20 protein-coding genes are annotated in these 22,812 nt (G+C 71.4%); 4 read left to right on the top strand and 16 right to left on the bottom strand.

All coding sequences use genetic code 11. The features are described 5' to 3' along the window. Positions 1–84 precede the first annotated feature (84 nt). Positions 85–1,188, bottom strand: a complete 1,104-nt coding sequence (locus tag ACM9LD_RS04640) for a sensor domain-containing diguanylate cyclase (RefSeq protein WP_415675584.1) — start codon at positions 1,186–1,188, stop codon at positions 85–87. A 102-nt stretch (positions 1,189–1,290) separates the two neighbouring features. On the opposite strand from ACM9LD_RS04640, the gene ACM9LD_RS04635 reads away from it, so the two are divergent. Next, positions 1,291–2,439 (top strand): acyl-CoA dehydrogenase family protein, encoded by a 1,149-nt coding sequence (locus ACM9LD_RS04635; RefSeq protein ID WP_068520759.1) that lies wholly within the window; start codon positions 1,291–1,293, stop codon positions 2,437–2,439. A 68-nt stretch (positions 2,440–2,507) separates the two neighbouring features. On the opposite strand, the gene ACM9LD_RS04630 is transcribed toward ACM9LD_RS04635, so the two are convergent. From ACM9LD_RS04630 to rapZ, 9 genes are all read right to left on the bottom strand, one after another. Continuing rightward, positions 2,508–2,951, bottom strand: a complete 444-nt coding sequence (locus ACM9LD_RS04630; RefSeq protein WP_415675583.1) for a limonene-1,2-epoxide hydrolase family protein — start codon at positions 2,949–2,951, stop codon at positions 2,508–2,510. A gap of 69 nt (positions 2,952–3,020) precedes the next feature. Next, positions 3,021–5,774 (bottom strand): phosphoenolpyruvate carboxylase, encoded by a 2,754-nt coding sequence (gene ppc / locus ACM9LD_RS04625; RefSeq protein ID WP_415675582.1) that lies wholly within the window; start codon positions 5,772–5,774, stop codon positions 3,021–3,023. Between the two features lie 141 nt (positions 5,775–5,915). Next, positions 5,916–6,152 carry a preprotein translocase subunit SecG gene (gene secG, locus ACM9LD_RS04620; protein ID WP_068520767.1) on the bottom strand — a complete coding sequence of 79 codons (237 nt, stop codon included), beginning with the start codon at positions 6,150–6,152 and terminating at the stop codon, positions 5,916–5,918. An 89-nt stretch (positions 6,153–6,241) separates the two neighbouring features. Continuing rightward, positions 6,242–7,024, bottom strand: coding sequence for a triose-phosphate isomerase (gene tpiA / locus ACM9LD_RS04615; protein ID WP_224646657.1), 783 nt, complete (start codon positions 7,022–7,024; stop codon positions 6,242–6,244). Then, positions 7,021–8,259: a phosphoglycerate kinase gene (locus tag ACM9LD_RS04610; protein WP_415675581.1), complete on the bottom strand. Its 1,239-nt coding sequence runs from the start codon at positions 8,257–8,259 to the stop codon at positions 7,021–7,023. The genes tpiA and ACM9LD_RS04610 overlap by 4 nt, the downstream gene beginning before the upstream one ends. Continuing rightward, complete coding sequence (gap, locus tag ACM9LD_RS04605; RefSeq protein ID WP_415675580.1) at positions 8,259–9,275, bottom strand: type I glyceraldehyde-3-phosphate dehydrogenase; 1,017 nt, start codon at positions 9,273–9,275, stop codon at positions 8,259–8,261. Before gap ends, ACM9LD_RS04610 begins: the two co-directional genes overlap by 1 nt. Positions 9,276–9,357: 82 nt before the next feature. After that, on the bottom strand, positions 9,358–10,335 hold the full coding sequence (gene whiA / locus ACM9LD_RS04600; RefSeq protein WP_193560238.1) for a DNA-binding protein WhiA: 978 nt from the start codon (positions 10,333–10,335) through the stop codon (positions 9,358–9,360). 62 nt (positions 10,336–10,397) lie between these two features. After that, the gene (locus tag ACM9LD_RS04595) at positions 10,398–11,360 is read right to left on the bottom strand and encodes a gluconeogenesis factor YvcK family protein (protein WP_415675579.1); all 963 of its coding nucleotides are present in this window, start codon (positions 11,358–11,360) and stop codon (positions 10,398–10,400) included. After that, the gene (gene rapZ / locus ACM9LD_RS04590) at positions 11,357–12,214 is read right to left on the bottom strand and encodes an RNase adapter RapZ (RefSeq protein ID WP_415675605.1); all 858 of its coding nucleotides are present in this window, start codon (positions 12,212–12,214) and stop codon (positions 11,357–11,359) included. The genes ACM9LD_RS04595 and rapZ overlap by 4 nt, the downstream gene beginning before the upstream one ends. Before the next feature lie 185 nt (positions 12,215–12,399). On the opposite strand from rapZ, the gene ACM9LD_RS04585 reads away from it, so the two are divergent. From ACM9LD_RS04585 to ACM9LD_RS04575, 3 genes are all read left to right on the top strand, one after another. After that, complete coding sequence (locus ACM9LD_RS04585; RefSeq protein ID WP_415675578.1) at positions 12,400–12,873, top strand: M15 family metallopeptidase; 474 nt, start codon at positions 12,400–12,402, stop codon at positions 12,871–12,873. A gap of 74 nt (positions 12,874–12,947) precedes the next feature. Beyond that, positions 12,948–14,921 carry a gamma-glutamyltransferase gene (gene ggt, locus ACM9LD_RS04580; RefSeq protein ID WP_415675577.1) on the top strand — a complete coding sequence of 658 codons (1,974 nt, stop codon included), beginning with the start codon at positions 12,948–12,950 and terminating at the stop codon, positions 14,919–14,921. 66 nt (positions 14,922–14,987) lie between these two features. After that, a complete protein-coding gene (locus ACM9LD_RS04575; RefSeq protein ID WP_415675576.1) occupies positions 14,988–15,572 on the top strand; it encodes a DUF6928 family protein in 585 nt (194 codons plus the stop codon). Here ACM9LD_RS04575 and ACM9LD_RS04570 read toward each other — a convergent pair. The 6 genes from ACM9LD_RS04570 to ACM9LD_RS04545 all read right to left on the bottom strand — a co-directional run bounded on the left by ACM9LD_RS04570 (position 15,563) and on the right by ACM9LD_RS04545 (position 22,772). After that, positions 15,563–16,624 (bottom strand): ABC transporter ATP-binding protein, encoded by a 1,062-nt coding sequence (locus tag ACM9LD_RS04570; protein WP_415675575.1) that lies wholly within the window; start codon positions 16,622–16,624, stop codon positions 15,563–15,565. The genes ACM9LD_RS04575 and ACM9LD_RS04570 overlap by 10 nt on opposite strands. Next, entirely contained in the window at positions 16,621–18,150 is a 1,530-nt protein-coding gene (locus ACM9LD_RS04565; RefSeq protein ID WP_415675604.1) for an ABC transporter permease, read from the bottom strand. The genes ACM9LD_RS04570 and ACM9LD_RS04565 overlap by 4 nt, the downstream gene beginning before the upstream one ends. Further along, positions 18,147–19,187, bottom strand: a complete 1,041-nt coding sequence (locus ACM9LD_RS04560; protein WP_415675603.1) for an iron ABC transporter substrate-binding protein — start codon at positions 19,185–19,187, stop codon at positions 18,147–18,149. Before ACM9LD_RS04560 ends, ACM9LD_RS04565 begins: the two co-directional genes overlap by 4 nt. A 112-nt stretch (positions 19,188–19,299) precedes the next feature. Continuing rightward, complete coding sequence (locus tag ACM9LD_RS04555) at positions 19,300–20,367, bottom strand: SLC13 family permease (RefSeq protein ID WP_415675574.1); 1,068 nt, start codon at positions 20,365–20,367, stop codon at positions 19,300–19,302. Further along, entirely contained in the window at positions 20,364–22,367 is a 2,004-nt protein-coding gene (gene uvrC / locus ACM9LD_RS04550) for an excinuclease ABC subunit UvrC (protein ID WP_415675573.1), read from the bottom strand. Before uvrC ends, ACM9LD_RS04555 begins: the two co-directional genes overlap by 4 nt. Positions 22,368–22,421: 54 nt before the next feature. Next, positions 22,422–22,772 carry a hypothetical protein gene (locus ACM9LD_RS04545; RefSeq protein ID WP_415675572.1) on the bottom strand — a complete coding sequence of 117 codons (351 nt, stop codon included), beginning with the start codon at positions 22,770–22,772 and terminating at the stop codon, positions 22,422–22,424. Positions 22,773–22,812 lie beyond the last annotated feature (40 nt).

Here is a 22,812-nt window from a genome sequence, read left to right as displayed (position 1 = left end):
CCCGTGAGCCGTCCCCCCATCCCGACGGTGACCCGCACATCCCCCCGTGCGGCCGTCCCAACGCCCGAAACTCGGGCCAATCGCTCACGGACCTCGTGCGCCTGCTCGAACGTCTTCTCCGCGTGAGCGACGTCCGACCAGACCTGCGGTGTCGTGTCCAACTCGTTCCCCCGATCTCGTTGGTTTTTCCTCCGCATCAATTAGACGCACCATCTCGACGAACGGTTCCAACTTTCTGTTTCCGCAGTTCACAGGGCGATGTCGCCCGCGACTCACGGCGCCGTGGGCAGTTCCTCTGCCCGCGCATCGCCTGCAGCCCTCGCGCCCCGCTTGGCGCGGTACATCTCGGCGTCCGCGCGCCGAAGCGAAGTCGTCCGCGGTGGGCCGCGGCACGAAGGCGACGAACTCGTCGCCGGACCACCGGCACAGCACTCCGTCGTCCGGCAGCGCGAGCGCCAGGGTCCTCGCGACCGCGACGATCACCTCGTCGCCCGCCGCGTGGCCGAAGCGGTCGTTGACGGACTTGAGATGGTCAACGTCGAGCATCGCCAGCACGGACGGGAGGTTCTCCGGGTAGGAGACGGCCAGGGCCTCCCGAAAGCCGCGCCTGTTCAGCAGGCCCGTCAGGTCGTCGTGGCGCGAGGCGTACTCCGACGTGTGTTCCTCGTCGATCCGGTCGATCACTGCGAGCGCGACCAGGGCGCCGTCCGTGCCACCCGGGTCGAGGACGTACTTGCGGATCCGGGCGCTGACGACCCCGCCGTCCTTGCGGACGATCCGTCCGAACAGCCGGGATTCCCTGCCGATCCCGGCGAGCCACTGTGCCGCGAACCGCGCGCTGGTGTCGCGCTCCTCGGGATGCACGACGTCCATCACCGTCATCGCCTGCAGCTCCTCGAGCGAGTAACCGAGCAGCTCGACCATCGCGTCGTTGGCGTGCAGGAAGCGACGGTCCGCGCTGTGCAGCGCCATCGGAAGCCCGGCCCGAAGGAAGGCCTGGCGGTACAGGGCATCGGTCAGCAGCGGGTCAGGGCGCACGACACACGCACTCCTTCGGTCGTTCGGCACGAACCCGCACGACCGGAATCCGCTCGCTGCATCATCGCGCTGTTGCTGTCGAACGTTACGACCATGGGGAGGCGACGTCGGCGCATCCGAACACCACGACGTCCGGGTGGATCTCCTCATCCGACCTGCGCCAATACCCTGAATCCTGCACCCGTGCTTGTTTTCGACGAGCCGGTTCTGATTTAGTGGTGCGGCAACCCTCCGCAGAAAGGTGGTCACCCCATGGCCGCACGCCGCCGCTCGAGCTGGATGAACGACGAGCTCGACGCCCTCCGCGACCTCGCGGACAAGTTCCTGGCGAAGGAACTCACCCCCAACATCGAGAAGTTCGCCGAGCAGCACCACGTCGACCGCGACCTGTGGAACAAGGCCGGAGAGCTGGGCCTGCTGTGCCTGTCGATCCCCGAGGAGTACGGCGGCGGTGGCGGCGACTTCCGCCACGAGTCGGTGCTCATCGCCGCGCAGGCGCAGGCCTTCGACACCAGCTGGGGCGTCTCGCTGCACAACGGCATCGTCGCGCACTACATCCTCGCGTACGGCACCGAGGAGCAGAAGCAGGCCTGGCTGCCCAAGATGGCCTCCGGCGAGGCCGTCGGCGCCATCGCGATGACCGAGCCCGGCACCGGCTCGGACCTGCAGAACGTGAAGACCCGCGCCATCAAGACCGGCGGCGAGTACGTCATCAACGGCAGCAAGACCTTCATCACGAACGGCCAGCAGGCCGACATCGTGGTCCTGGTCTGCAAGACCAACCCCGACGAGGGCGCCGCCGGCATCTCGCTGATCCTGGTCGAGGCCGACCGCGAGGGCTTCCGCAAGGGCAACATCCTCAACAAGATCGGCCAGAAGGGCCAGGACACCTCCGAGCTGTTCTTCGACGACGTGCACGTGCCCGTCGAGAACCTCCTCGGAACCCAGGAGGGCCAGGGCTTCTACCAGCTCATGCAGCAGCTGCCGCAGGAGCGCCTCATCATCGGCCAGGCCTGCGTCGCCGGCATGGAGGTCATCTTCGAGGAGACCCTGCGCTACACCAAGGAGCGGGAGGCTTTCGGCCGCCCCATCTTCGGTTTCCAGAACACCAAGTTCAAGCTCGCCGAGGCGCTCACCGAGACCACCATCGCGCGGGTCTTCGTGGACGACTGCATCGAGAAGCACGTCAAGGGCGAGCTCGACATCCCCACCGTCGCCATGGCGAAGTGGTGGACCTCGGACCGCGCCCAGGAGGTCGCGTCCGAGTGCCTGCAGCTGTTCGGCGGCTACGGCTACATGGCCGAGTACCCGGCGGCGCGCTTCTGGGTCGACAACCGCGTGCAGATGATCTACGCCGGCACGAACGAGATCATGAAGGAGATCATCGCGCGCACGCTCTGAGCGCACGAGATCCCCGGCGCCCGGGTGTCATCCGTTCGGATGGCACCCGGGCTTCGTCGTCCGCGGGCTCAGCGCTGGAGCGGGGTCATCTTCCGCTGCGCGGCGGGGACCGCCAGCGCGAGCACGCCGCGCACGACGCCCTTGGCGATGTCCAGGTTGTCGAAGTAGTCGCGCCACAGCACGATCCGGCCGTCGTGCACGTCGAACCGGCCGCACACCCAGAACCGCACGCGCAGCGGGCCCACCCGCAGCTCGTCGATGCGCTCGGTGAGGACGACAGCACCGTCGGACGCGATGGAGGTGACTTCGACGCCGAAGCCGAGGGCGGGCTGCGCGAGGAGCCGGATCACCCGGCCGGCACGGTTGCGACCGCGCAGGGTCGCGAGGCCCACGTTCGTGTAGACCACGTCCTCGTCGAAGGCGGCGACCGCCTCCTCCGCCCGGCCGTCCTGCATATCGGCGAGGAAGGTCAGCACCGTCGCCTGTTCGTCCTGCACCACTACGTCAGTCATGCGGCCGACAGTACCGGCGCCGGGTCGTCCCGTCCTCCGCCCTGGGGCGGAGAATCCCGGGGCGAGGAACTATCCGGAGTTGCGCAGCGCCGTGGCGAGGCCGTTCATGGTCAGCAGGATTCCGCGCTGCACCAGCGGGTCCTCGTCGCCGGAGCGGTACCGGCGGAGCAGCTCCACCTGCAGGTGGTTGAGCGGCTCGAGGTACGGGAAGCGGTTGAACACGGAGCGCTTGAGGGCGTGGTTGTCGGCGAGCAGGTCGTCGGTCTCGGTGATCGCGAAGTACATCTCGATGGTGCGGCGGTGCTCGTCGGCGATCTTGCCGAAGACGCGCTCACGCAGGTCGGCATCGGGCACGAGGTCGGCGTAGCGGGCGGCGAGGCCGAGGTCGGACTTGGCGAGGACCTGCGCCATGTTGGAGAGCACCGACCGGAAGAAGGGCCAGCGCCGGTACAGCGCGCGCAGCCGCTCGAGGCGGTCCGGGTCTCCCCCGATCCACGTCTCGAACGCCGTTCCCGTGCCGTAGAAGCCGGGCAGCATGACCCGCGACAGCGACCACGCCATGACCCACGGGATGGCGCGGAGGTCGGAGATCTTCGACGTCTGCTTGCGCGAGCTGGGCCGCGAACCGATGTTCAGCGAGCCGATCTCCTCCACCGGCGTGGCGGTGGTGAAGTACTCGACGAAGCCCTCGGTGCGGTGCACGAGGTCACCGTAGGCGTCGCGCGCGAGGGCGGCGAGCTCGTCGAGCACCGCGTAGGCCTCGTCGGCGTCGTCGCCGAGGCCCTCCACGTCGAGCAGCGACGACTCCAGCGTCGCCGCGACGAGCGACTCCAGGTTCCGCACGGCCAGTGCGGGTTCGGCGTATTTCGCGGCGATGATCTCGCCCTGCTCGGTCAGCCGCAGCGAGCCGCGGACCGCGCCGGGCGGCTGCGCGAGGATCGCGTCGTAGCTCGGACCGCCGCCGCGGCCGACGGTGCCGCCGCGACCGTGGAAGAGCCGCAGCGTGATCCCGGCCTCGCACGCCATCGCGACGAGGTCCAGCTCGGCGCGGTAGAGCGCCCAGTTGGCCGCGAGGTAGCCGCCGTCCTTGTTGGAATCGCTGTAGCCCAGCATGATCTCCTGCAGCCCGCCCTTGCCGTCGACGAGCGAGCGGTAGGCGGGCACGGCGAAGGCGGCACGCATCGTCGCGGCGCCCTGCTGCAGGTCTTCGATGGTCTCGAAGAGCGGCACGATGTTGACCGGGCACTCGGCCCCGCCGTCGGTGTCGGGCCGCAGCAGGCCGACCTCCTTGAGCAGCACCGCGGCCTCGAGCAGGTCCGAGACGGATGTGCACATGGAGATGATGTAGTTCGGGATCGCCCGAGCGCCGAGGGATTCCACGGCGCGCGCCGCGGCGCGGAGCACGCCGAGTTCCTTCGCGGTCTGGTCGGAGAACTCCGCGCCCGGCCCGACCAGCGGGCGCCGCAGGCGGAGTTCGGCGGTCAGCAGGCGCACTCGCTCGTCCTCGTCGAGGGCGGCGTAGTCGGCGTGCACTCCGGCCCACGCGAAGAGCTCCGCGATGGTCTCCTCGTGCACGTCGGAATTCTGGCGCATGTCGAGGCCGGAGAGGTGGAAGCCGAAGGTGTTCACGGCCTCCCGCAGCGACTGCAGGCGGTCGTCCGCGATGAGGCCGTCGCCGCCCGCCCGCAGGGAGGCGTCCACGACGCCCAGGTCCGCGAGCAGCTCCGACGGTCCGCCGTAGGGCTCGGCCCCGATGTCGGTGCGCGCGTCCAGCTGCTCGTCGAGCAGGCGGTCCGCGGTGGCGGTGAGGCGGCCGCGGATGCCGTGCAGCGCGCGGCGATAGGGCTCATCGGCGCGGCGGGGAGAGTCGTCCCAGGCGGCGAGGTCCAGCAGCGCGTCGGCGACGGTGGTCAGCCGGGAGCTGAGCGCGAGCTCCTGCTCCAGCTGCAGCAGCTCGCGCAGGTAATGCCCGATGGCGGTGGCCGCGGCCCGCCGCGAGGCCATCGTGACCACCTCGTCGGTGACGTACGGGTTGCCGTCGCGGTCGCCGCCGATCCACGATCCGGGGCGCACGATGGGCTCGGACAGCAGAGCGGTCCCGGGGTACAGTTCGCGCAGCCGGATCCGGGCCTCGCGGTTGATCGCGGGCATCACCCGCAGGAAGGCGGCGTCGAAGTAGCGCAGGCCGTTCTCGATCTCGTCCTGGATGCGCAGCCGCTCGAGCCGCACCAGCGCGGTGTCCCACAGCGTGAGTATCTGCCGCCGGAGCGCGACCTGGGTCTGCTCCTCCTCGCGCGCGTCGAGCTCGGTGCGGTCGCGGTAGCGCATGAGCTCGGTGATCCGGTGCTGGGTGTCGAAGACGGTGCGCCGCCGGGTCTCGGTCGGATGGGCGGTGATCACGGGCACGACGAGCGCGTGCCGGAGCGCCGCGGCGACGTCGGCACCGTCGAGTCCGGCGTCCTCCAGGAGGCCGTAGGTGTGGGCCAGCGACGATGCCTGCGGCGGCTCGCCCGCCCGGACGTGGACGGCACGGCGACGCTCGCGATGAAGGTCCTCGGCGAGGTTGGCGAGAAGGGCGAAGTGCGAGAAGGCGCGGATGACCGGCACCGCCTCGGCGGTGGGGAGGTCCGCGAAGAGCGCAGCGAGCTGCTCGCGGTCCAGCTCGGAGCGCCGCACGGCGAAGGACTCCTGGCGGGCGCGTTCGACAAGGTCGAAGATCCGCGGCCCGGCCTGTTCCCGGACGGTGTCGCCGAGGATCCCGCCGAGCAGCCGGATGTCGTCGCGGAGTGGTTCGGTGGCGGCGCGGGCTGGCTCACTGGTCATGCTGGGCAGTATCCCTACCGCGTGCCCAGAATTCGAGGCGAGCGCCCATATGGGCGCCCTGCCCCGCGGCACCCCGTCAACGACGAAGGCGCCCCGGACCCTACGGGTCCGAGGCGCCTCGCCGAAGTCTTCGGGCGACGTCTAGGACGTCAGCTTGATGCTCAGCGTCACACCGACGATGCACACCGTCCAGATGATGCCGACGAAGATCGTCACCCGGTCGAGGTTCTTCTCCACCACCGAGGAGCCCGAGAGCGACGACTGCACACCGCCGCCGAACAGCGACGACAGGCCGCCGCCCTTACCGCGGTGGAGCAGGACGAGCACCACCAGCAGCAGGCTCAGCACGAGGATGGCGATCTTCAGCACCAGCTGCAATGTTTCCACGAGGATCCAGTGTACCTTCCGGTCGACGTCGGTCGTTCAGGGCGTGGCGGGCGCGTCGGCCTACCGCGGCCGGCTCCGGATCAGAGCGGCCCGCCCGCGGCGATGGCGCTGAGCGCGGCGAACTCGTCGGGCTTGAGCGAGGCGCCACCCACGAGGCCGCCGTCCACGTCGGGCTGCGCGACGAGCTCGCCGACGTTCTTGCTGGACACCGAGCCGCCGTAGAGCACGCGGATCCCCGCGGCGACCTCGGCGCCGCCGAGTTCGGCGATCGTGGCCCGCACCGCGGCGCACACCTCCTGCGCGTCCTGCGGGGTCGCCACCTTGCCGGTGCCGATCGCCCAGACGGGCTCGTACGCGATGACCGTCTTGGACAGCTCCTCGGCGGTCAGCCCGGCGAGCGAGCCCTTGAGCTGCTCGACGTTGTACTCGACCTGGGTGCCCTGCTCGCGGATGTCGAGGCCCTCGCCGATGCAGACGATCGGCGTCAGGCCGTGCCGGAGCGCCGCCTTGGTCTTGGCGAGCACGATCTCGTTCGTCTCGCCGTGGATCGTGCGGCGCTCGCTGTGCCCGACGACGACGTAGGTGCAGCCGAGCTTGGCGAGGAAGGCGCCGGAGATGTCGCCGGTGTAGGCGCCGGAGTCGTGCGGCGAGAGGTCCTGCGCGCCGTAGGTGATCTTCAGGTCGTCACCGTCGACGGCCGTCTGCACCGAGCGCAGGTCGGTGAACGGCGGGATGACCGTCACGTCGACGTGCGCGAAGTACTTGTCCGGCAAAGCGAAGGCCAACTTCTGCACCACCGCGATCGCCTCGAGGTGGTTGAGGTTCATCTTCCAGTTGCCGGCGATGAGCGGCTTACGGCTCATGCGTCCCCCTTTTCGAGCACCTTCAGCCCCGGGAGCTCCTTGCCCTCGAGGTACTCCAGCGAGGCGCCGCCGCCGGTGGAGATGTGGCTGAAGCCGTCCTCGTCGAGCCCCAGCGTGCGCACGGCCGCGGCGGAGTCGCCGCCACCCACCACGGTGAAGGCGCCGTTGCTCGTGGCCTTGATGACCGACTCGGCGACGGCCTTCGTGCCGGCCGCGAACGCCGGGAACTCGAAGACGCCCATGGGGCCGTTCCAGAACACCGTCTTGGCCTGGGTGAGCACGGCGCCGAAGCGCTGCGCGGACTCGGGGCCGATGTCGAGGCCCATCCAACCGTCCTCGATGGCGTCGGCGGCAACGGTCTTCGACGCGGCGTCGGCGGCGAAGGCGTCGGCGACCACGACGTCCACCGGCAGGTGCAGCACGTCGCCGAACTCCTCGAGCAGCTGCTTGCAGGTGTCGATCTGGTCCTCCTGCAGCAGCGAGGTGCCCACGGAGTAGCCCTGCGCGGCGAGGAAGGTGAAGGCCATGCCGCCGCCGATCACCAGGGTGTCGACCTTGGGGGCCAGCGCGCGGATCACGCCCAGCTTGTCGGAGACCTTCGAGCCGCCGAGCACCACGGCGTAGGGCCGCGACGGGTTCTCGGTCAGCTGCGCCAGCACCTTGACCTCGGCGTCGACGAGGCCGCCGGCGTACGCCGGGAGCAGCTTCGCGACGTCGAAGACGGAGGCCTGCTTACGGTGCACGACGCCGAAGCCGTCGGAGACGAAGGCGCCCTCGCCGGCGTGCGAGGAGACGTCGACGAGCTCGGCCAGGTCGCGGGCGAGCGCCTCGCGCTCGGCGTCGTCCTTGCTGGTCTCGCGCGGATCGAAGCGAACATTCTCCAGCAGGAGGACGTCACCGTCGGTGAGGCCCTCGGCGCGCGCGAGGGCGTCCTGGCCCACGACGTCGCCCGCGAGCTGGACATTGCGGCCCAGGCGCTCGGCGAGTTCCGCCGCGACGGGCGCGAGCGAGAACTTCGGGTCCGGTGCGCCCTTCGGGCGGCCGAGGTGTGCGGTCACGATCACCTTGGCGCCGGCCTCGGCGAGCGCCTTCAGCGTCGGCACCGAGGCGATGATGCGGCCGGCGTCGGTGATGACGCCGGCATCGTCGAGCGGCACGTTGAGGTCGCTGCGGACCAGCACGGTGCGTCCTTCGACGCCCTCGGACAGCAGGTCGGAAAGAGTGGAAACGGTCATCAGAGCGATTTACCTACCAGATCAGTCACGTCGACGAGGCGGTTGCTGTAGCCCCATTCGTTGTCATACCAGGACACGACCTTAGCCTGATCGTCGATCACCTTGGTCAATCCCGCGTCGAAGAGCGAGCTGTGCGGGTCGGTCACGATGTCCGACGAGACGATCGGGGCGTCGTAGTACTTGAGGATGCCCTTGAGCTTCCCCTCGGCCGCCGCCTTCATCGCGGCGTTGATCTCGTCCACGGTCGCCTTCGTCGCGAGCTGCACGGTCAGGTCCGTGACCGAGCCCGTGGGGATCGGCACGCGCAGCGCGTAGCCGTCGAGCTTGCCCTCCAGCTCGGGCAGCACGAGACCGATGGCCTTGGCCGCGCCGGTCGAGGTGGGCACCACGTTGATCGCGGCGGCCCGCGCGCGGCGCGGGTCCTTGTGCGGGCCGTCCTGCAGATTCTGGTCCTGCGTATAGGCGTGGACCGTGGTCATCAGGCCTTTGACGATGCCGAACTCGTCGTTGACCACCTTCGCCAGCGGGCCGAGGCAGTTGGTCGTGCACGAGGCGTTGGAGATGACGTGCTGGCTGCCGTCGTACTTGTCGTCGTTGACGCCCATCACGACGGTGAGGTCGGCGCCCGCGGCCGGCGCCGAGACGATCACCTTCTTGGCGCCGGAGTCGAGGTGGCCCTGCGCCTTGTCGCGGGCGGTGAAGATGCCCGTCGACTCGATCACGACGTCGACACCGAGGTCGCCCCACGGGAGCGCCGACGGCCCCTCGCGGACCTCGAGGGCCTTGATGACCTGGTCGCCCACCCGGATCGTGTCGCCATCGGCGACGACGTCCGCATCGAGGCGGCCGAGGATCGAGTCGAACTTGAGCAGATGGGCCAGCATCGCGTTGTCGGTCAGGTCGTTGACCGCCACGATCTCCACGTCCGTGGTCCCCAGCGCCTTCTGGGCGGCGACCGCCCGGAAGAAGTTGCGGCCGATCCGACCGAATCCGTTGACACCTACGCGAACCGTCACTGTAGTGCTCCTTCGGGTCAGGAATACCTGCCCGTCAACGGTAGCCCCGGAACACCCCGGCCGCTCGGCGTTACCGAGACGCTCAGCCCTCGTCGAGCATGTCCGCGGTGACGGCCGATTCGGTGTCCGGCACCCCGTCGGCGGCGGCGCGCTTGTCCGCCATCGACAGGAGCCGGCGGATCCGTCCGGCGACGGCGTCCTTGGTCATGGGCGGGTCGGCCAGCTGCCCGAGCTCCTCGAGCGAGGCCTGACGGTGCTGCACGCGCAGCGAGCCCGCCTGCGCCAGGTGATCGGGCACGTCGGGACCCAGGATCTCGAGCGCCCGCTCGACGCGCGCGGCTGCCGCCACAGCCGCCCGGGCGGAGCGGCGGAGGTTGGCGTCGTCGAAGTTCGCCAGGCGGTTCGCGGTCGCCCGGACCTCGCGCCGCATCCGGCGCTCCTCCCACACGAGGCGGGTGTCGTTGGCGCCCATGCGGGTGAGCAGGGCGCCGATGGCCTCGCCGTCGCGGACGACGACGCGATCGGCACCGCGCACCTCCCGCGCCTTGGCGGTCACGCCGAGCCGGCGCGCACAGCCGACGAGGGCGAGCGCGACCTCCGGGCCGGGGCACGAGACCTCGAGCGCGCTGGAGCGGCCGGGCTCGGTGAGCGAGCCGTGCGCGAGGAACGCCCCGCGCCACGCGGCCTCCGCGTCGTGCACCGAGCCACCGACGATCTGCGAAGGCAGCCCGACGACCGGCCTCCCGCGCATGTCGAGCAGGCCCGTCTGCCGGGCGAGCGCCTCCCCGTCCTTGACCACGCGGACGATGTAACGGGCCGCCTTGCGCAGGCCGCCCGCGCTGAGCACGTGCACGTCCGAGTTGTAGCCGTACAGGTCGAGGATCTCCTTGCGGAGGCGCCGGGCGGTGATCCCCGTGTCCACTTCGGCCTCGACGATCACCCGGCCGCCCTGGATGTGGAGGCCGCCCGCGAAGCGCAGCAGCGAGGCGACCTCGGCGCGGCGCGCGCTCACCTGGGTGATGGAGAGCCGGCTCAGCTCGTCCTTGACCTGGGATGTCAGCGCCACAGCTGGACCCTCCTAGGGAAATGTCGACTACATCGGATGGGAAAGGAAAAGGTTGACTATTCGCGGTCCGAGAGTTCACTGTAGGCCACTTTCGCGATCGCGGCTGCCAGTGCCTCGGGGTCGTGCTGGTGCGTCCCGGGCACGCCGACGTCCACGAAGTGGGGCGTCGCACCGAGGAGCGCGGTGGCGCGGATGAGGTGCTCGCGCTCGGCGCCGGGCGGCACCGTCCGGGCGTCGACGAGCACGTCGTCGAACCGCAATCCGTCGGCGTGGGCGGCGAGCACGTGCAAGTGCCGCTCGGGCGAGTAACCCCCCGTCTCCTCGGGCTCGGGCGCCAGGTTCAGGATCAGCACCCGCCGGGCCGACGTGCGCCGCAGCGCGTCCACCTGCTCGGGCACGAGGACGTGCGGGATGACGGAGCTGAACCACGAGCCGGGGCCGAGCGTCACGACGTCGGCGGCGAGGATCGCCTCGACCGCGTCGGCGCACGCCTCGGGGTGCGCGGGCAGCAACCGGACGCGGCGAACCTGCCCCGGCGTCACGGCCACGGCGACCTGCCCGCGGATCACGCGCGACAGCCGCGGGTCGTCCTCGAGCCCGGTCACGTCGGCCTCGATCCGCAAGGGCCCCGGCACCATCGGCAACACCCGGCCCTGGACGCCGAACCGGTCGGCGATCGCATCGAGGGCGTCGACGGGGTCGCCCAGGACCTCGCAGAGCCCGGCCAGCAGGAGGTTCCCGACGGGGTGCCCGGCCATCGCGCCGCCCCCGCCGAATCGGTGCTGCAGGATGCCGGCCCAGAACTCACCGCGGTCGTCGTCGGGCATGAGCGCCGCCAGCGCCATGCGCAGGTCGCCGGGCGGGATGATGCCGAGCTCGCTCCGCAGCCGGCCCGAGGATCCCCCGTCGTCGGCGACGGTCACGATGGCGGTGATCTCCGCGCCGAGGGCGCGGCCCGCGCGCAGGGTCGCGAACAGTCCGTGGCCGCCGCCGAGGGAGGCCAGCTTGAGCGCGGTCATTCGAGCCCCAGATCCCGGTGCGCGGCACGGACTTCGATGCCCGGCCGGCCCGCGAGCCGGCGCACCAGCTCCTCGGTCATCGCGACGCTACGGTGCTTGCCGCCGGTGCAACCGATGCCCACGGTCAGGTAGGTCTTGCCCTCGCGCCGGTACCCGGCGAGCAGCGGATCGAGCAGCTCCGCATAGGTGTCGAGGAAGTCGGACGCGCCGGGCTGCCCCAGCACGTACCCGGAGACCTCGTCGGTCAGCCCGTTGAGCGGGCGCAGCTCGGGCACCCAGAACGGGTTCGGGAGGAAGCGCACGTCCAGCACCATGTCGGCGTCCAGCAGGATGCCGTTCTTGAAGCCGAAGGACTCGACGGTGACGGTGATCGTGCCGGAGCGCAGCGTCCGGAAGGAGTTCTCGATCGTCTCGCGCAGCCGGGCCACCGAGAGGGTGGAGGTGTCGAGCACGAGGTCCGCGGTCGACCGGATGGGCTGCAGGATGCGGCGCTCCGCCGCGATGCCCTCGGCGAGCGTGCCGCTGCCCTGCAACGGGTGCTTGCGGCGCACCTGCTCGAACCGGCGGATGAGGGTCTCGTCGGACGCGTCGAGGAACAGCACCCGGGGCTCGATGTCCTTCTCCGCCAACTCCCGCCGGATGTTCGCGAAGTCGCCCGTGAAGGTGCGGCTGCGCACGTCGGTGACGATGCACAGGCGGTGGATCCGCGACTCGTCGGCCAGCGAGATATCCACCATGTTGCTGATCAGCGCGGGCGGCAGGTTGTCGGCGACGTACCAGCCGAGATCCTCCAGCACTTTGGCCGCGGTGCCGCGGCCGGCGCCGGACAGCCCCGTCACCAGGAGCACGTCCATGGGGCCGTCGCTGCGGTGTTCGCCGACGGTCCGCTCCTCGGCTCGGTCGTCCGGATTCCCGGTCGGGCGCACGGACCCTCCTCCTGGCTCGTCGGTACCACTCCAGCCTAGCCACCGCGGCCGGTTCCCGCGGTGGTCTCGACGGGCCGTCCACCCGCGACCGCCGACCGCCTAGAGTCGTCGTCGTGTCCGTCTCCCGCACCGCCTCCGTGACCGCCGCAGCCCTCGCCGTGGCGGCGTCCGCGCTGGTGGCTCCCGCGGCCTCGGCGGACACGGTCCCCGGCACCGCGGGCCTCGATCCGGCCCTCGCGGAGGCCTACTCGGCGGCGTACCGCGCCGCAGCCGCGAGCGGAGTGGTGCTCAGCGTCACGTCGGGCAAGCGCTCGTGGGGCCAGCAGCAGTGGCTGTGGGAGGACGGCCTCGCCCGGTACGGATCGCCCGCGGCCGCGCGCCGCTGGGTGCTCCCGCCCGCCGAGTCCACCCACGTCGGCGGCGAGGCGGTCGACGTCGGCCCGTGGCAGGGCGCCGCGTGGCTGCAGGCGAACGGGAACCGGTGGGGCCTGTGCCGCACCTTCGACAACGAGTGGTGGCACTTCGAACTCGTCGCCTCCCCGGGCGGAGCCTGCCCGCCGACGGTGCCCGACGCCTCCTACCGCTGACGTCTCGCCGAACCCTTCGCGCGGCTCACGGGCCGGTGTTAGGTTTCGATGACCCGATTCTCGTGGAGGACGTCATGCTCCGTCTCAGGTCGGCGGCCGCGGCCGCATTCGTCATTCCCCTCACGCTCACCGCGTGCGGGCCGTCCGGATCGGACGGCGGCCCTTCCGGCGCACCGTCGTCCGTGACGGTCGCGGCGGGCGGGTGCGATGCGACCGGCCCGACCGGGACGATGTACCGGCCGTCCGCCGCCGCGTCCCCCAGCGGGCCGAAGGACATCAGCACGAACCCGGAGGGCGCTTCCGGCTACCGCTCCGGACTCCCCGTGACGCACACGAAGGACTACGGCGTCGCCACCGCGAACCCGATCGCCACGAAGGCCGCGTGCGAGGTGCTCGAGCAGGGCGGCAGCGCGGCCGACGCCCTCGTCGCGGCGCAGACGGTGCTCGGCCTCGTCGAGCCGCAGTCCTCCGGCATCGCGGGCGGCGCCTTCCTCCTGTACTACGACGCGAAGTCGAAGAAGGTGCAGGCGTACGACGGCCGCGAGACGGCGCCCGCGAGCGCCGACGAGAACTACCTCCGCTGGATCTCCCCCGAGGACCGGACGGCACCCAAGCCCGACGCCCGCTCGTCCGGGCGCGCCGTCGGCGTCCCCGGCGCGCTGCGCCTGCTGGAGGCCGTCCACGGCGAGCACGGCAGCAAGACGTGGCGCGAGCTCTTCGACCCCGCGGTGAGGATCGCCGACGACGGCTTCGAGATCAGCCCCCGCCTCGCCGGCGCGATCGCCGACGAGGCGAAGAACTTCGCCAACGACGCGGACCTGCGGGCCTACTTCCTCGAGCCCGACGGTGCGCCGAAGAAGGCCGGCGTCAAGCTCACCAACCCGGCGTACGCGAAGACCCTGGGCGCCATCGCCTCCGAGGGCGCCAAGGCCTTCTACACCGGGCCGATCGCCGAGGCGATCGTGGCGTCGGTGCGCGACACGACCGGCGGCCGCACCGCCGGGACGATGACGGTGCAGGACCTCGAGCAGTACGCCGTGAAGACCCGTGAGGCGGTGTGCACGCCCTATCGCGACCGTGAGCTGTGCGGCATGCCCGCCCCCTCGTCGGGCGGGATCACCGTGGCGCAGGCGCTCGGCATCCTCAACTCCTTCGACCTGTCGAAGCTCGGGCCCGACGCGGTGCACGGCGGCGATCCCGGACCTGACGGCGGCATCCCCACCGCGGAGGCCATCCACCTGATCTCCGAGGCCGAGCGCCTCGCCTACGCGGACCGCGACAAGTACATCGCCGATCCCGACTTCATCCCGCTGCCCGGCGGCTCCCCCGCCGCGCTGGTGGATCCCGCCTATCTCGAGGGCCGTGCCAAGCTCATCGACCGGAACAAGACCATGGGCACCGCGAAGCCCGGCGAGTTCGCCACCGCCACACCCGGCGTCACGACGACGCCCGAGCACGGCACCAGCCACATCACGGTGCTCGACAAGGCCGGCAACGTCGCGTCGATGACCACCACGATCGAGTCGGCCTTCGGCTCGTACCACATGGTCGACGGCTTCCTGCTGAACAACCAGCTCACCGACTTCTCCGCGGAGCCCGCCGATGCAGCGGGCCTGCCGGTGGCGAACCGGGTGCAGCCGAACAAGCGCCCTCGCAGCTCGATGTCGCCGACGATCCTCTTCGGCCGCGGCGCCGACGGCGGTCGCGGCGACGCGATCGGCGCGCTGGGCTCCCCCGGGGGCGCGGTCATCATCCAGTACGTGCTCAAGACGATCGTCGGCCTCACCGATTGGAAGCTGAACCCGCAGCAGGCCGTCGGCCTCGCCAACTTCGGCGCCGCGAACACCCCGAAGACGAACGTGGACAGCGCGCATCCGACGCTGAACACCGACGAGGGGCGCAAGGTCGTCGAGCAGCTGCGGGCACTCGGCCACCAGCTCAACCTCGCTCCGCAGGTGTCGGGGCTGTCGGCGATCGTCAAGCAGGGCGACGTCTACGCCGGCGGCGCCGACCCTCGTCGCGAGGGCGTCGTCCTCGGCGGCAGCTGATCCACGGCGCACCCGTCCTGGTCCGCGCCAAGCCGCGCCCAAGGCGGCGCCCGTAGCGTCTGCGCCATGGGAATGAAGTGCAATTTCATCGTGGCGTCACACGGCGATGCCGCAGCGCGCCTGCGGGATCTGCCGCCGCTCGACGTCGCGGCGTCGGATGCACTGGCGACGGAGATCCTCGGGAAGCGCGCAAGGGGACGACGGCGGCGGGCCCACCGCACCGGCGACCTCGGGGACGACGTCTACTCGCGGGACGGTGAGATCGCGGTCGGGGTGTACGGCGACCTGACCATCGCCGCTTTCGGCGGTGCGGCGGGATGGATCGGTGAGGCCATCGACGACTGGGGGTGGAACCTGATCCGCACCCACGGCGTCGACGCCTTCCTCCTCCACTCGGTCGTGGGACTGGGCGGGTTCGCGCGATGGCGCAACGGCTCGCTCGTCCGAACCTTCTGCGGCTCCGCCGACGACGGCCTGATCGACGAGGACGGCGATCCGCTCCCCTTCGAACGCGACCACGACGGCGAGGACGACGACTTCGAGTCCATCACCGAGCTCGCGATCCGCGATCGCCTCGGGTTCTGCTACGAGGGCGCCTACTACCCGGAGGACCTCGATCCGGCGACGGTGCCGCTGCTCGTCTACCGCTGAGCCGCGGGCGATTCGAGGATCACGGCCTCCCCCACCACCCGCAGCCGCACCTCGTCGCCGGGCGCGGGCAGTTCGGTGCTGGGGTGTCGGATCTCGATGCCGGTCCCGTCGGCGAGGCGCAGGCCCACGGTGGCGTCCGGACCGAAGAACTCGACCCGGATGACGGTGGCGGGCACGCCCTCCCCCGCGATCCGGACCTGCTCGGGGCGCAACAGGAGTGGCACCGACCCGCGCGGGGCGGCACCGTCGGTCCCGGCGACGGGGATCCGTCCCAGCACCGTCTCGGCGGCGGGGCCGTCGAGCGCGCCGTCGACCACGACGACGTCGCCGAGGAAGCGCGCGACGGACTCGGAGGCGGGCCGTGCGTAGACCCCGTCCGGCGGGCCGACCTGTTCCAGGGCACCGCCGCGGAGCACTGCCACTTGGTCGGCGAAGGAGAGCGCCTCCGCCTGGTCGTGGGTGACCAGCACCGTCGTGATCCCAGCCGCGCCGAGCACCTCGGCGACGGCGGCGCGGGTCGCGACCCGTAGGCCCGCGTCGAGGGCTGAGAAGGATTCGTCGAGCAGCATGATCCGCGGCGCCCCGGCCAGCGCCCGTGCGAGGGCGACCCGTTGTTGCTGGCCGCCGGACAGCTCGTGCGGATAGCGCCGGGCCAGTGCGGGATCCAGCGAGACCGTCTCCAGCAGCTCGGCGACCCGCCCGGCCGCGGCACGCCGGCGCACCGGCAGCGATGCCCCCATCCCGAAGGCGATGTTGCGCGCGACCGAGAGGTGCGGGAACAGCGCGCCGTCCTGCGCGACGTAGCCGACGCCCCGCCGGTGCGCGGCGACCCACGCGGCGTCCGAGGCGAGGTCGCGGTCACCGAGCCGGACGCTGCCGGCGTCGGGCCGGGCGAAGCCGGCGACGAGCCGGAGCAGTGTCGTCTTCCCGGAACCGGAGGGCCCGACGACGGCGGTGATCGAACCCGCCGCCACTGTCAGGTCGACGTCCCGCAGCACGGTGTCGGCGCCGTAGCGCTTGGTGAGACCGCGCAGGGCGAGTTCGGCGCTCATGCGGCTCCTCTCGTCCGGGTGGTGCGTCCGGCGGCCCGGCGGGACTGGCGGAACAGCAGGTAGGTGGTGGGCAGCGACAGGAGCACCATCGCCATGGCGTAGGGCGCGGCACCGGGATAGTCGATCTCGCTGCTGCGCGCCCAGAACTCGGTCGCGAGGGTGCGGGTTCCGTTGGGCGCCAGGATCAGCGTCGCCGTCAGCTCGTTGGTGACGGCGAGGAAGACGAGGGCCGCGCCCGCCGCGGACGCGGGCGCGGTGAGGCGGAGGGTGATGCGCGCGAAGGCGATCGGGGGCGGCGACCCGAGCGCTCGGGCGGCCTCCTCGAGCGAGACCGGCGCCTGGGCGAGGCCCGCCCGCAGGCCCACGGCGGCGCGCGGCAGGAAGAGCAGCACGTAGGCGAGGATCAGCACCGTCGCGCTCTGGTACAGGTCCGGGACCGCGCGGATCGAGACGGTGACCAGCGCCAGGCCGATGACGATGCCGGGCATCGCGCTGCTGACGTAGGTCGAGGCCTCGAGCGTCCGGGTGACGCGGTTCGGCCGGCGCACGGCGAGGTACGCGAGCGGGAAGGCGGCGGCGACGGTGAGCACGGCGGTCGCCGCGCCGTAGCCGAGCGACGTGCCGAGCGCCTCGAGCAGGTCGGCGGGCACCGACTGCGCGGCGCCGCGCACGGTCCACCGGACCACGAACCACAGCGGGAGCCCCAGGGCGGCACCCACGAGCGCCAGGAGCGCGACCTGCGCGCCGGCCTGGTAGCGGCCCAGCGGGATCCGCTCCGGCGTCGCGACCGCGCCCGACCCCACCCGGGCGTACCGGGCGCGGCCGCGGGCGGCGACCTCGGCGACGAGCAGGAGCAGACACAGCAGCGCCAGCACCCCGGCGAGCATCGACCCCGCGGCCCCGTTGAAGGTCGACTGGTACTGCACCATGATCGCAGTGGTGAAGGTGTCGAACCGGATCATCGCGAAGGCGCCGTACTCGGCGAGCAGGTGCAGCGCCACGAGCACCGCGCCGCCCAGGGCCGCGAGCCGCAACTGCGGGAGGACGACCCGGACGAACACCGCCCACCGCCCGAGGCCGAGCGCGGCGGCGGACTCCTCGAGTGCGGGGTCGAGCCGGCTCAGCGCCGCCGCGACCGGGATGTAGACGAGGGGGTAGTAGAACAGCACCGCGATCAGCACGCCCGACCACAGCCCGCCGAGCGACGGGATCGCGGAGACCCAGCCGTAGCTGCCGACGAACGCGGGGATCGCGAGCGGCGCCGCAAGGAGCAGCGACCACACCCGGCGACCCCGCAGCGCGGTCCGCTCGACCAGCCAGGCGCCGCCGACGCCGAGGATCACGCTGAGCGGCACCGCGATCACCGTGAGCAGCACGGTGTTGATGAGTAGCTCGGCGACGCGGGGCCGGAAGACGAGCCGGACGGATTCCGCCCAGCCGGTGTCGATCGTCGTGTAGACGACGAAGCCCAGCGGCACCGCCGCGACCGCCGCGATGGCGGCGGCCGCGAAGGTGAGCAGCCTCAGAGCAGGCCCGCCTCGGTCATCAGGGTCACGACCTGCGGGCCGTTGAGGGTGGCCGGGTCGACGGTCGGCGCCTGCAGGTCCGCCATCGGGACGAGCTTCGCGTTGGCCGGGACGCCGGAGGCCACCGGGTACTCGAAGGACGTGCCCTTCTCGAGCACCTCCTGACCGGCCTTGGAGGTGATGAACTTGAGCAGCTGCTGGGCCTGTGCCTGCTTCTTCGACGACTTCAGCACGCCGCCGCCGGAGATCGAGACGAAGGCGCCCGGGTCCTGGTTCTTGAAGTAGTGGGTGCCCACGTTGCCGGAGTTCTCGCCGGTCTTCGCCTGGTCGCCGTAGAAGTAGTAGTGGTAGATGAGGGCGGTGTCGACCTCGCCGGCGTTGACGGCCTTCATCGCGGCGCCGTTGCCCTTGTACTCCTTGGCGTTCTCCTTCATCGCCTTCAGCCAGTCCTTCGTGGCCTGCTCGCCCTTGAGCTGCAGGTACGCCGAGACGATGGCCTGGAAGTCCGCGCCGGACGGCGACGCGCTCCAGCGGCCCTTCCACTCCGGCGTCGCGAGGTCGGCCATCGACTTCGGCAGCTGCTCGGGCGTCACCTTGCGCTTGTCGTAGACGAGCACCGTCGAGCGGGCCGCGATGCCCGTCCATTTGCCCGTGGACGGCTTGAGGCCGTTGTTCACCTGCGCGAGCGTCGCCGGGTCGACGTCGGCGAACAGGCCCTTGTTCTCGACCTGGGTCATCGCGGGCGAGTTCTCGGTGAGGAAGACATCGGCGGGCGAGCGGTCACCCTCGGCGATGATCTGCTGCGCCAGTTCGGAATCCTTGCCCTGGCGGATCGTGACCTTGATGCCGGTCTCCGCGGTGAACTTCTCCACCCACTCCTTGGCGAGGGTGTCGTGCTGGGCGTTGTAGAGCGTCAGTTCGCCGCCCGCCGAGCCCGAGCTCGACGGTGCCGCACCGTCGCCGCTCGACCCGCAGGCCGTGATCGTGAGGGAGGCCACCGCCACCAGGGCGGCGGCCAGGGTGGAGCGCTTGCGCAACGACATCGTCGAATCCTTTTCTTGAGCAACGAAATCACTCACGACGGGCGAGAGTAAGGCGACGCTACACTAAGCCCGACGAGATGGGGAGCAACCGGACATACCTGACGCGTCAGAGAACCAGGACCGCGGCGACCGTCGCGGGAACGGCGAGCAGCAGTCCGTGGAACGCGAACCGGCGGGCGGAGATCCGCACTCCCGCGCGGGCGCACCGCTCCCGCCAGAGCAGCGTCGCCAGCGAGGCCCACAGCGTCACGATCGGCGCCACCCCCACGCCGATGAGCAGCGCCATGAGGCGTACGGGATCGCCGGCGGCGACCGGTTCGAGGGCCAGGTACGCGGGCAGGTTGTTCACCCCGTTCGCGGCCAGTGCCCCGACGCCCGCCACCCGCAGCAGGTCCGACGGTGCCGTGCCCGCTCCCGCGACGTCGCGCAGGACGCCCTCCAGCCCCACCGCGAGGAGCACCTGCACCCCGGCGAAGACGGCGGCCAGGATCAGCACCATCCGCCACGGCACCACGATCTCGCGGAGCCGCTGCGGCGCGCGCACGGCCACCGCCCCGACCAGGACGAGCGCGGCCACCGTCGACGCCGCGGCGGGCGGGATACCGAGCGCGAAGGCCGGCCCCAGGGCGAGGCAGACGGCCGCGGCGATGCCGAACAGGACCCGGTCGGCCGGCGCCTCGAAGTCGGGGATCTCGTACCTGCCGCGCAGGTCCAGGCGGTGCAGCAGCCACAGCACGACGACGGTGACCGCGATCGCGGCCAACGCGGGCCGCCAGGAGAGGGCGACGTAGGCCCGGACGCCGCCGTCGAGGTGGTAGACGGCGAGCAGGTTGGTGAGGTTCGAGACCGGCAGCAGTAGCGAGGCCGTGTTCGCGAGCCAGACCGTGGTCATCGCGAAGGGCAGGGGCGCCAGCCCGAGTCGCGACGCCGCGGCCAGCACGACGGGTGTCAGCAGCACCGCGGTGGTGTCGAGACTCAGCACGATCGTCGCCGCGCAGGCGGCCGCCACCGTGCACAGCCACATGAGCGGCACCCGGCCCCGGCCGAGGCGCGCCGCGAGCACGCCGAGGGCGTCGAACACCCCCGCCAGCTGCGCGATCTCGGCGACCACGGTGATCGCGAGCAGGAAGACGAGAACCGGCGCGACCTGCGCCGCCACATCGGCCGCGTTCACGCGCCGTCGGTGCGCAGGCCGTCGAGCACGGTGCGGGCGGTGGTCATCCCGATCCCGGGCACCTCCACGATCTCCTCGAGGCTGGCCTCGCGGAGCTTGGTGACCGAGCCGAAGTGCTGCAGCAGCGCGGTCTTGCGGGTGTCGCCGAGGCCGGGGATCGCGTCGAGTGCGCTCGCGGTCATCCGCTTGGACCGCTTGCTGCGGTGGAAGGAGATGGCGAACCGGTGCGCCTCGTCGCGCACCCGCTGCAGCAGGAACAGCACATCCGAGCTGCGGGGAAGGATCACCGGGTCCTCGTCGCCGGGGACCCACACCTCCTCGAGCCGCTTGGCGAGCCCCACGACCGCCACGTCGGTCACGCCCAGCTCGTCCAGCACCTCCTGGGCCGCGGCCGCCTGCGGCGCGCCACCGTCGACCACGAAGAGGTTGGGCGGGTACGCGAACCGGCGCGGGCGCCCCGTCTGCGGGTCGAGCGCGGCCTCCGGGGCGAGGTCTCCTCCGTTGTCGTCCCCCTGCTGCCCTGCCTCCGCGCCGCCGGCGTCCTCGGTCTGCCGGGCGTCCGCGCGGTGGCGCAGGAAGCGGCGACGGGTGACCTCGGCGATGGACGCGACGTCGTCGCTGTGGCCGTCGCCCGCGGCCTCCTTGATCCCGTAGTGCCGGTAGTCGGACTTCTTCGCCAGGCCGTCCTCGAAGACCACCAGCGATGCCACCACGTCGGAGCCCTGGATGTGGCTGATGTCGACGCACTCGATGCGCAGCGGCGCCTCGTCGAGGTCCAGCGCGTCCTGCAGTCCCTGGAGCGCCGCCGAGCGGGCCGTGAGGTCGCCGGAACGCTTGAGCTTGTGCTGGTGCAGCGCCTCGACGGCGTTGCGCTCCACCGTCTCCATGAGCGTGCGCTTGTCGCCGCGCTGCGGGATGCGCAAGGACACCCGGGCGCCGCGGAGACCCGACAGCCAGTCCTGCAGCTCGTCCGCATCGTCCGGCAGCACCGGCACGAGGACCTCGCGCGGCACAGGGTTGACCGCGCCGTCGCCCGACTGCTCGGCGCGCTCGACCTCCTCGCCGTAGAACTGGGTGACGAACTGCTCCAGCAGCTCGGCGTGCTCGTTCTGCTCCGCGTCGCCCGGCTTCTCGACCACCCAGCCGCGCTGGCCGCGGACGCGGCCGCCGCGGACGTGGAAGATCTGGACGGCGGCCTCGAGCTCGTCGGCGGAGAAGGCGATGACATCGGCATCGGTGCCGTCGCCGAGCACCACGGCCTGCTTCTCGACGGCCTTGCGCAGGGCCGCCACGTCGTCGCGCAGGCGCGCGGCGCGCTCGAAATCCAGGTCCTCGCTGGCGGCGAGCATGTCGTTCTCGAGCTGTTTGACGAGGTTGTCGGTCTTGCCGGCGAGGAAGTCGCAGAAGTCCTCGACGATCTGCCGGTGCTCCGCGGCCGTCACCCTTCCGACGCACGGCGCGGAGCACTTGTCGATGTAGCCCAGCAGGCACGGGCGGCCCATCTGGTTGTGCCTCTTGAAGACTCCCGCCGAGCAGGTGCGGGCGGGGAAGACCCGCAGGAGCAGGTCGAGGGTCTCGCGGATGGCCCAGGCGTGGCTGTAGGGGCCGAAGTAGCGCACGCCCTTGCGCCGGGGGCCGCGGTAGACGTACAGCCGCGGGTACTCCTCGTTGAGGGTGACCGCGAGCATCGGGTACGTCTTGTCGTCCCGGTAGCGGACGTTGAACTGCGGGTCGAACTCCTTGATCCAGTTGTATTCGAGCTGCAGCGCCTCGACCTCGGTGCCCACCACGGTCCATTCGACGGACGCGGCGGTGGTGACCATCTGGTAGGTCCGCGGGTGTAGGCCGAAGACATCGGCGAAGTAGGAGTTGAGGCGGCTGCGCAGGGACTTCGCCTTGCCGACGTAGATGACGCGGCCGTGCTTGTCCCGGAACTTGTACACGCCGGGCTGCGTGGGGATGGAGCCCGGTGCGGGACGGTAACTCTGCGGATCGGCCACCCGTCCAGATTAGGACGGGTGGCCGACAGGTTCGGGTGCGGGCGGGGCGCAGGGTCAGCCGATGGGGATCCAGATCGGCCCGATCCAGAAGCCCCAGTGGTTGCGGCCCTGGTCCCAGACCGGGGTGTGCCAGGCGCCCTGGCGGTACACCGGGCCGGGCCGCCAGTTCGGGTTCTGCCCGTTCGGCCGCGGTGCGACCTGGCGGGGCACCTGGTTCGGCGCCGGCCGGGCCGCCGGCTTCGGCGCGGGCTTCGCGGCGGGGCGGGCGCCCTGTCCGACACCCGGAGCACCGGGCGGGCCGGGGTTCGGCGTTGCGGCCGCGGCGCCGGCGCCGACGGTGGCGAGGCCGCCCATCGCGGTGGTACCCAGGATCGTGGATCCGATCATCTTCTTCATCGTGGTCATGCGAGAAGCCTGACTGCCGCACCTGCGCGCCGGCATGGGA

Origin of the sequence: Tsukamurella hominis, from assembly GCF_965137015.1 — a bacterium.
Lineage (GTDB): Bacteria > Actinomycetota > Actinomycetes > Mycobacteriales > Mycobacteriaceae > Tsukamurella > Tsukamurella hominis.
This window is presented reverse-complemented; position numbering and strand designations above follow the sequence as displayed.

Bases quoted from the DNA above. Each gene is read 5' to 3' on its own strand.
- ACM9LD_RS04640 (WP_415675584.1), bottom strand. From the start codon at position 1,188: ATGAGGAGATCCACCCGGACGTCGTGGTGTTCGGATGCGCCGACGTCG.
- ACM9LD_RS04635 (WP_068520759.1), top strand. From the start codon at position 1,291: ATGGCCGCACGCCGCCGCTCGAGCTGGATGAACGACGAGCTCGACGCC.
- ACM9LD_RS04630 (WP_415675583.1), bottom strand. From the start codon at position 2,951: ATGACTGACGTAGTGGTGCAGGACGAACAGGCGACGGTGCTGACCTTC.
- ppc (WP_415675582.1), bottom strand. From the start codon at position 5,774: ATGACCAGTGAGCCAGCCCGCGCCGCCACCGAACCACTCCGCGACGAC.
- tpiA (WP_224646657.1), bottom strand. From the start codon at position 7,024: ATGAGCCGTAAGCCGCTCATCGCCGGCAACTGGAAGATGAACCTCAAC.
- ACM9LD_RS04610 (WP_415675581.1), bottom strand. From the start codon at position 8,259: ATGACCGTTTCCACTCTTTCCGACCTGCTGTCCGAGGGCGTCGAAGGA.
- ACM9LD_RS04595 (WP_415675579.1), bottom strand. From the start codon at position 11,360: ATGACCGCGCTCAAGCTGGCCTCCCTCGGCGGCGGCCACGGACTGTTC.
- rapZ (WP_415675605.1), bottom strand. From the start codon at position 12,214: ATGGACGTGCTCCTGGTGACGGGGCTGTCCGGCGCCGGCCGCGGCACC.
- ggt (WP_415675577.1), top strand. From the start codon at position 12,948: ATGCTCCGTCTCAGGTCGGCGGCCGCGGCCGCATTCGTCATTCCCCTC.
- ACM9LD_RS04575 (WP_415675576.1), top strand. From the start codon at position 14,988: ATGGGAATGAAGTGCAATTTCATCGTGGCGTCACACGGCGATGCCGCA.
- ACM9LD_RS04570 (WP_415675575.1), bottom strand. From the start codon at position 16,624: ATGAGCGCCGAACTCGCCCTGCGCGGTCTCACCAAGCGCTACGGCGCC.
- ACM9LD_RS04545 (WP_415675572.1), bottom strand. From the start codon at position 22,772: ATGACCACGATGAAGAAGATGATCGGATCCACGATCCTGGGTACCACC.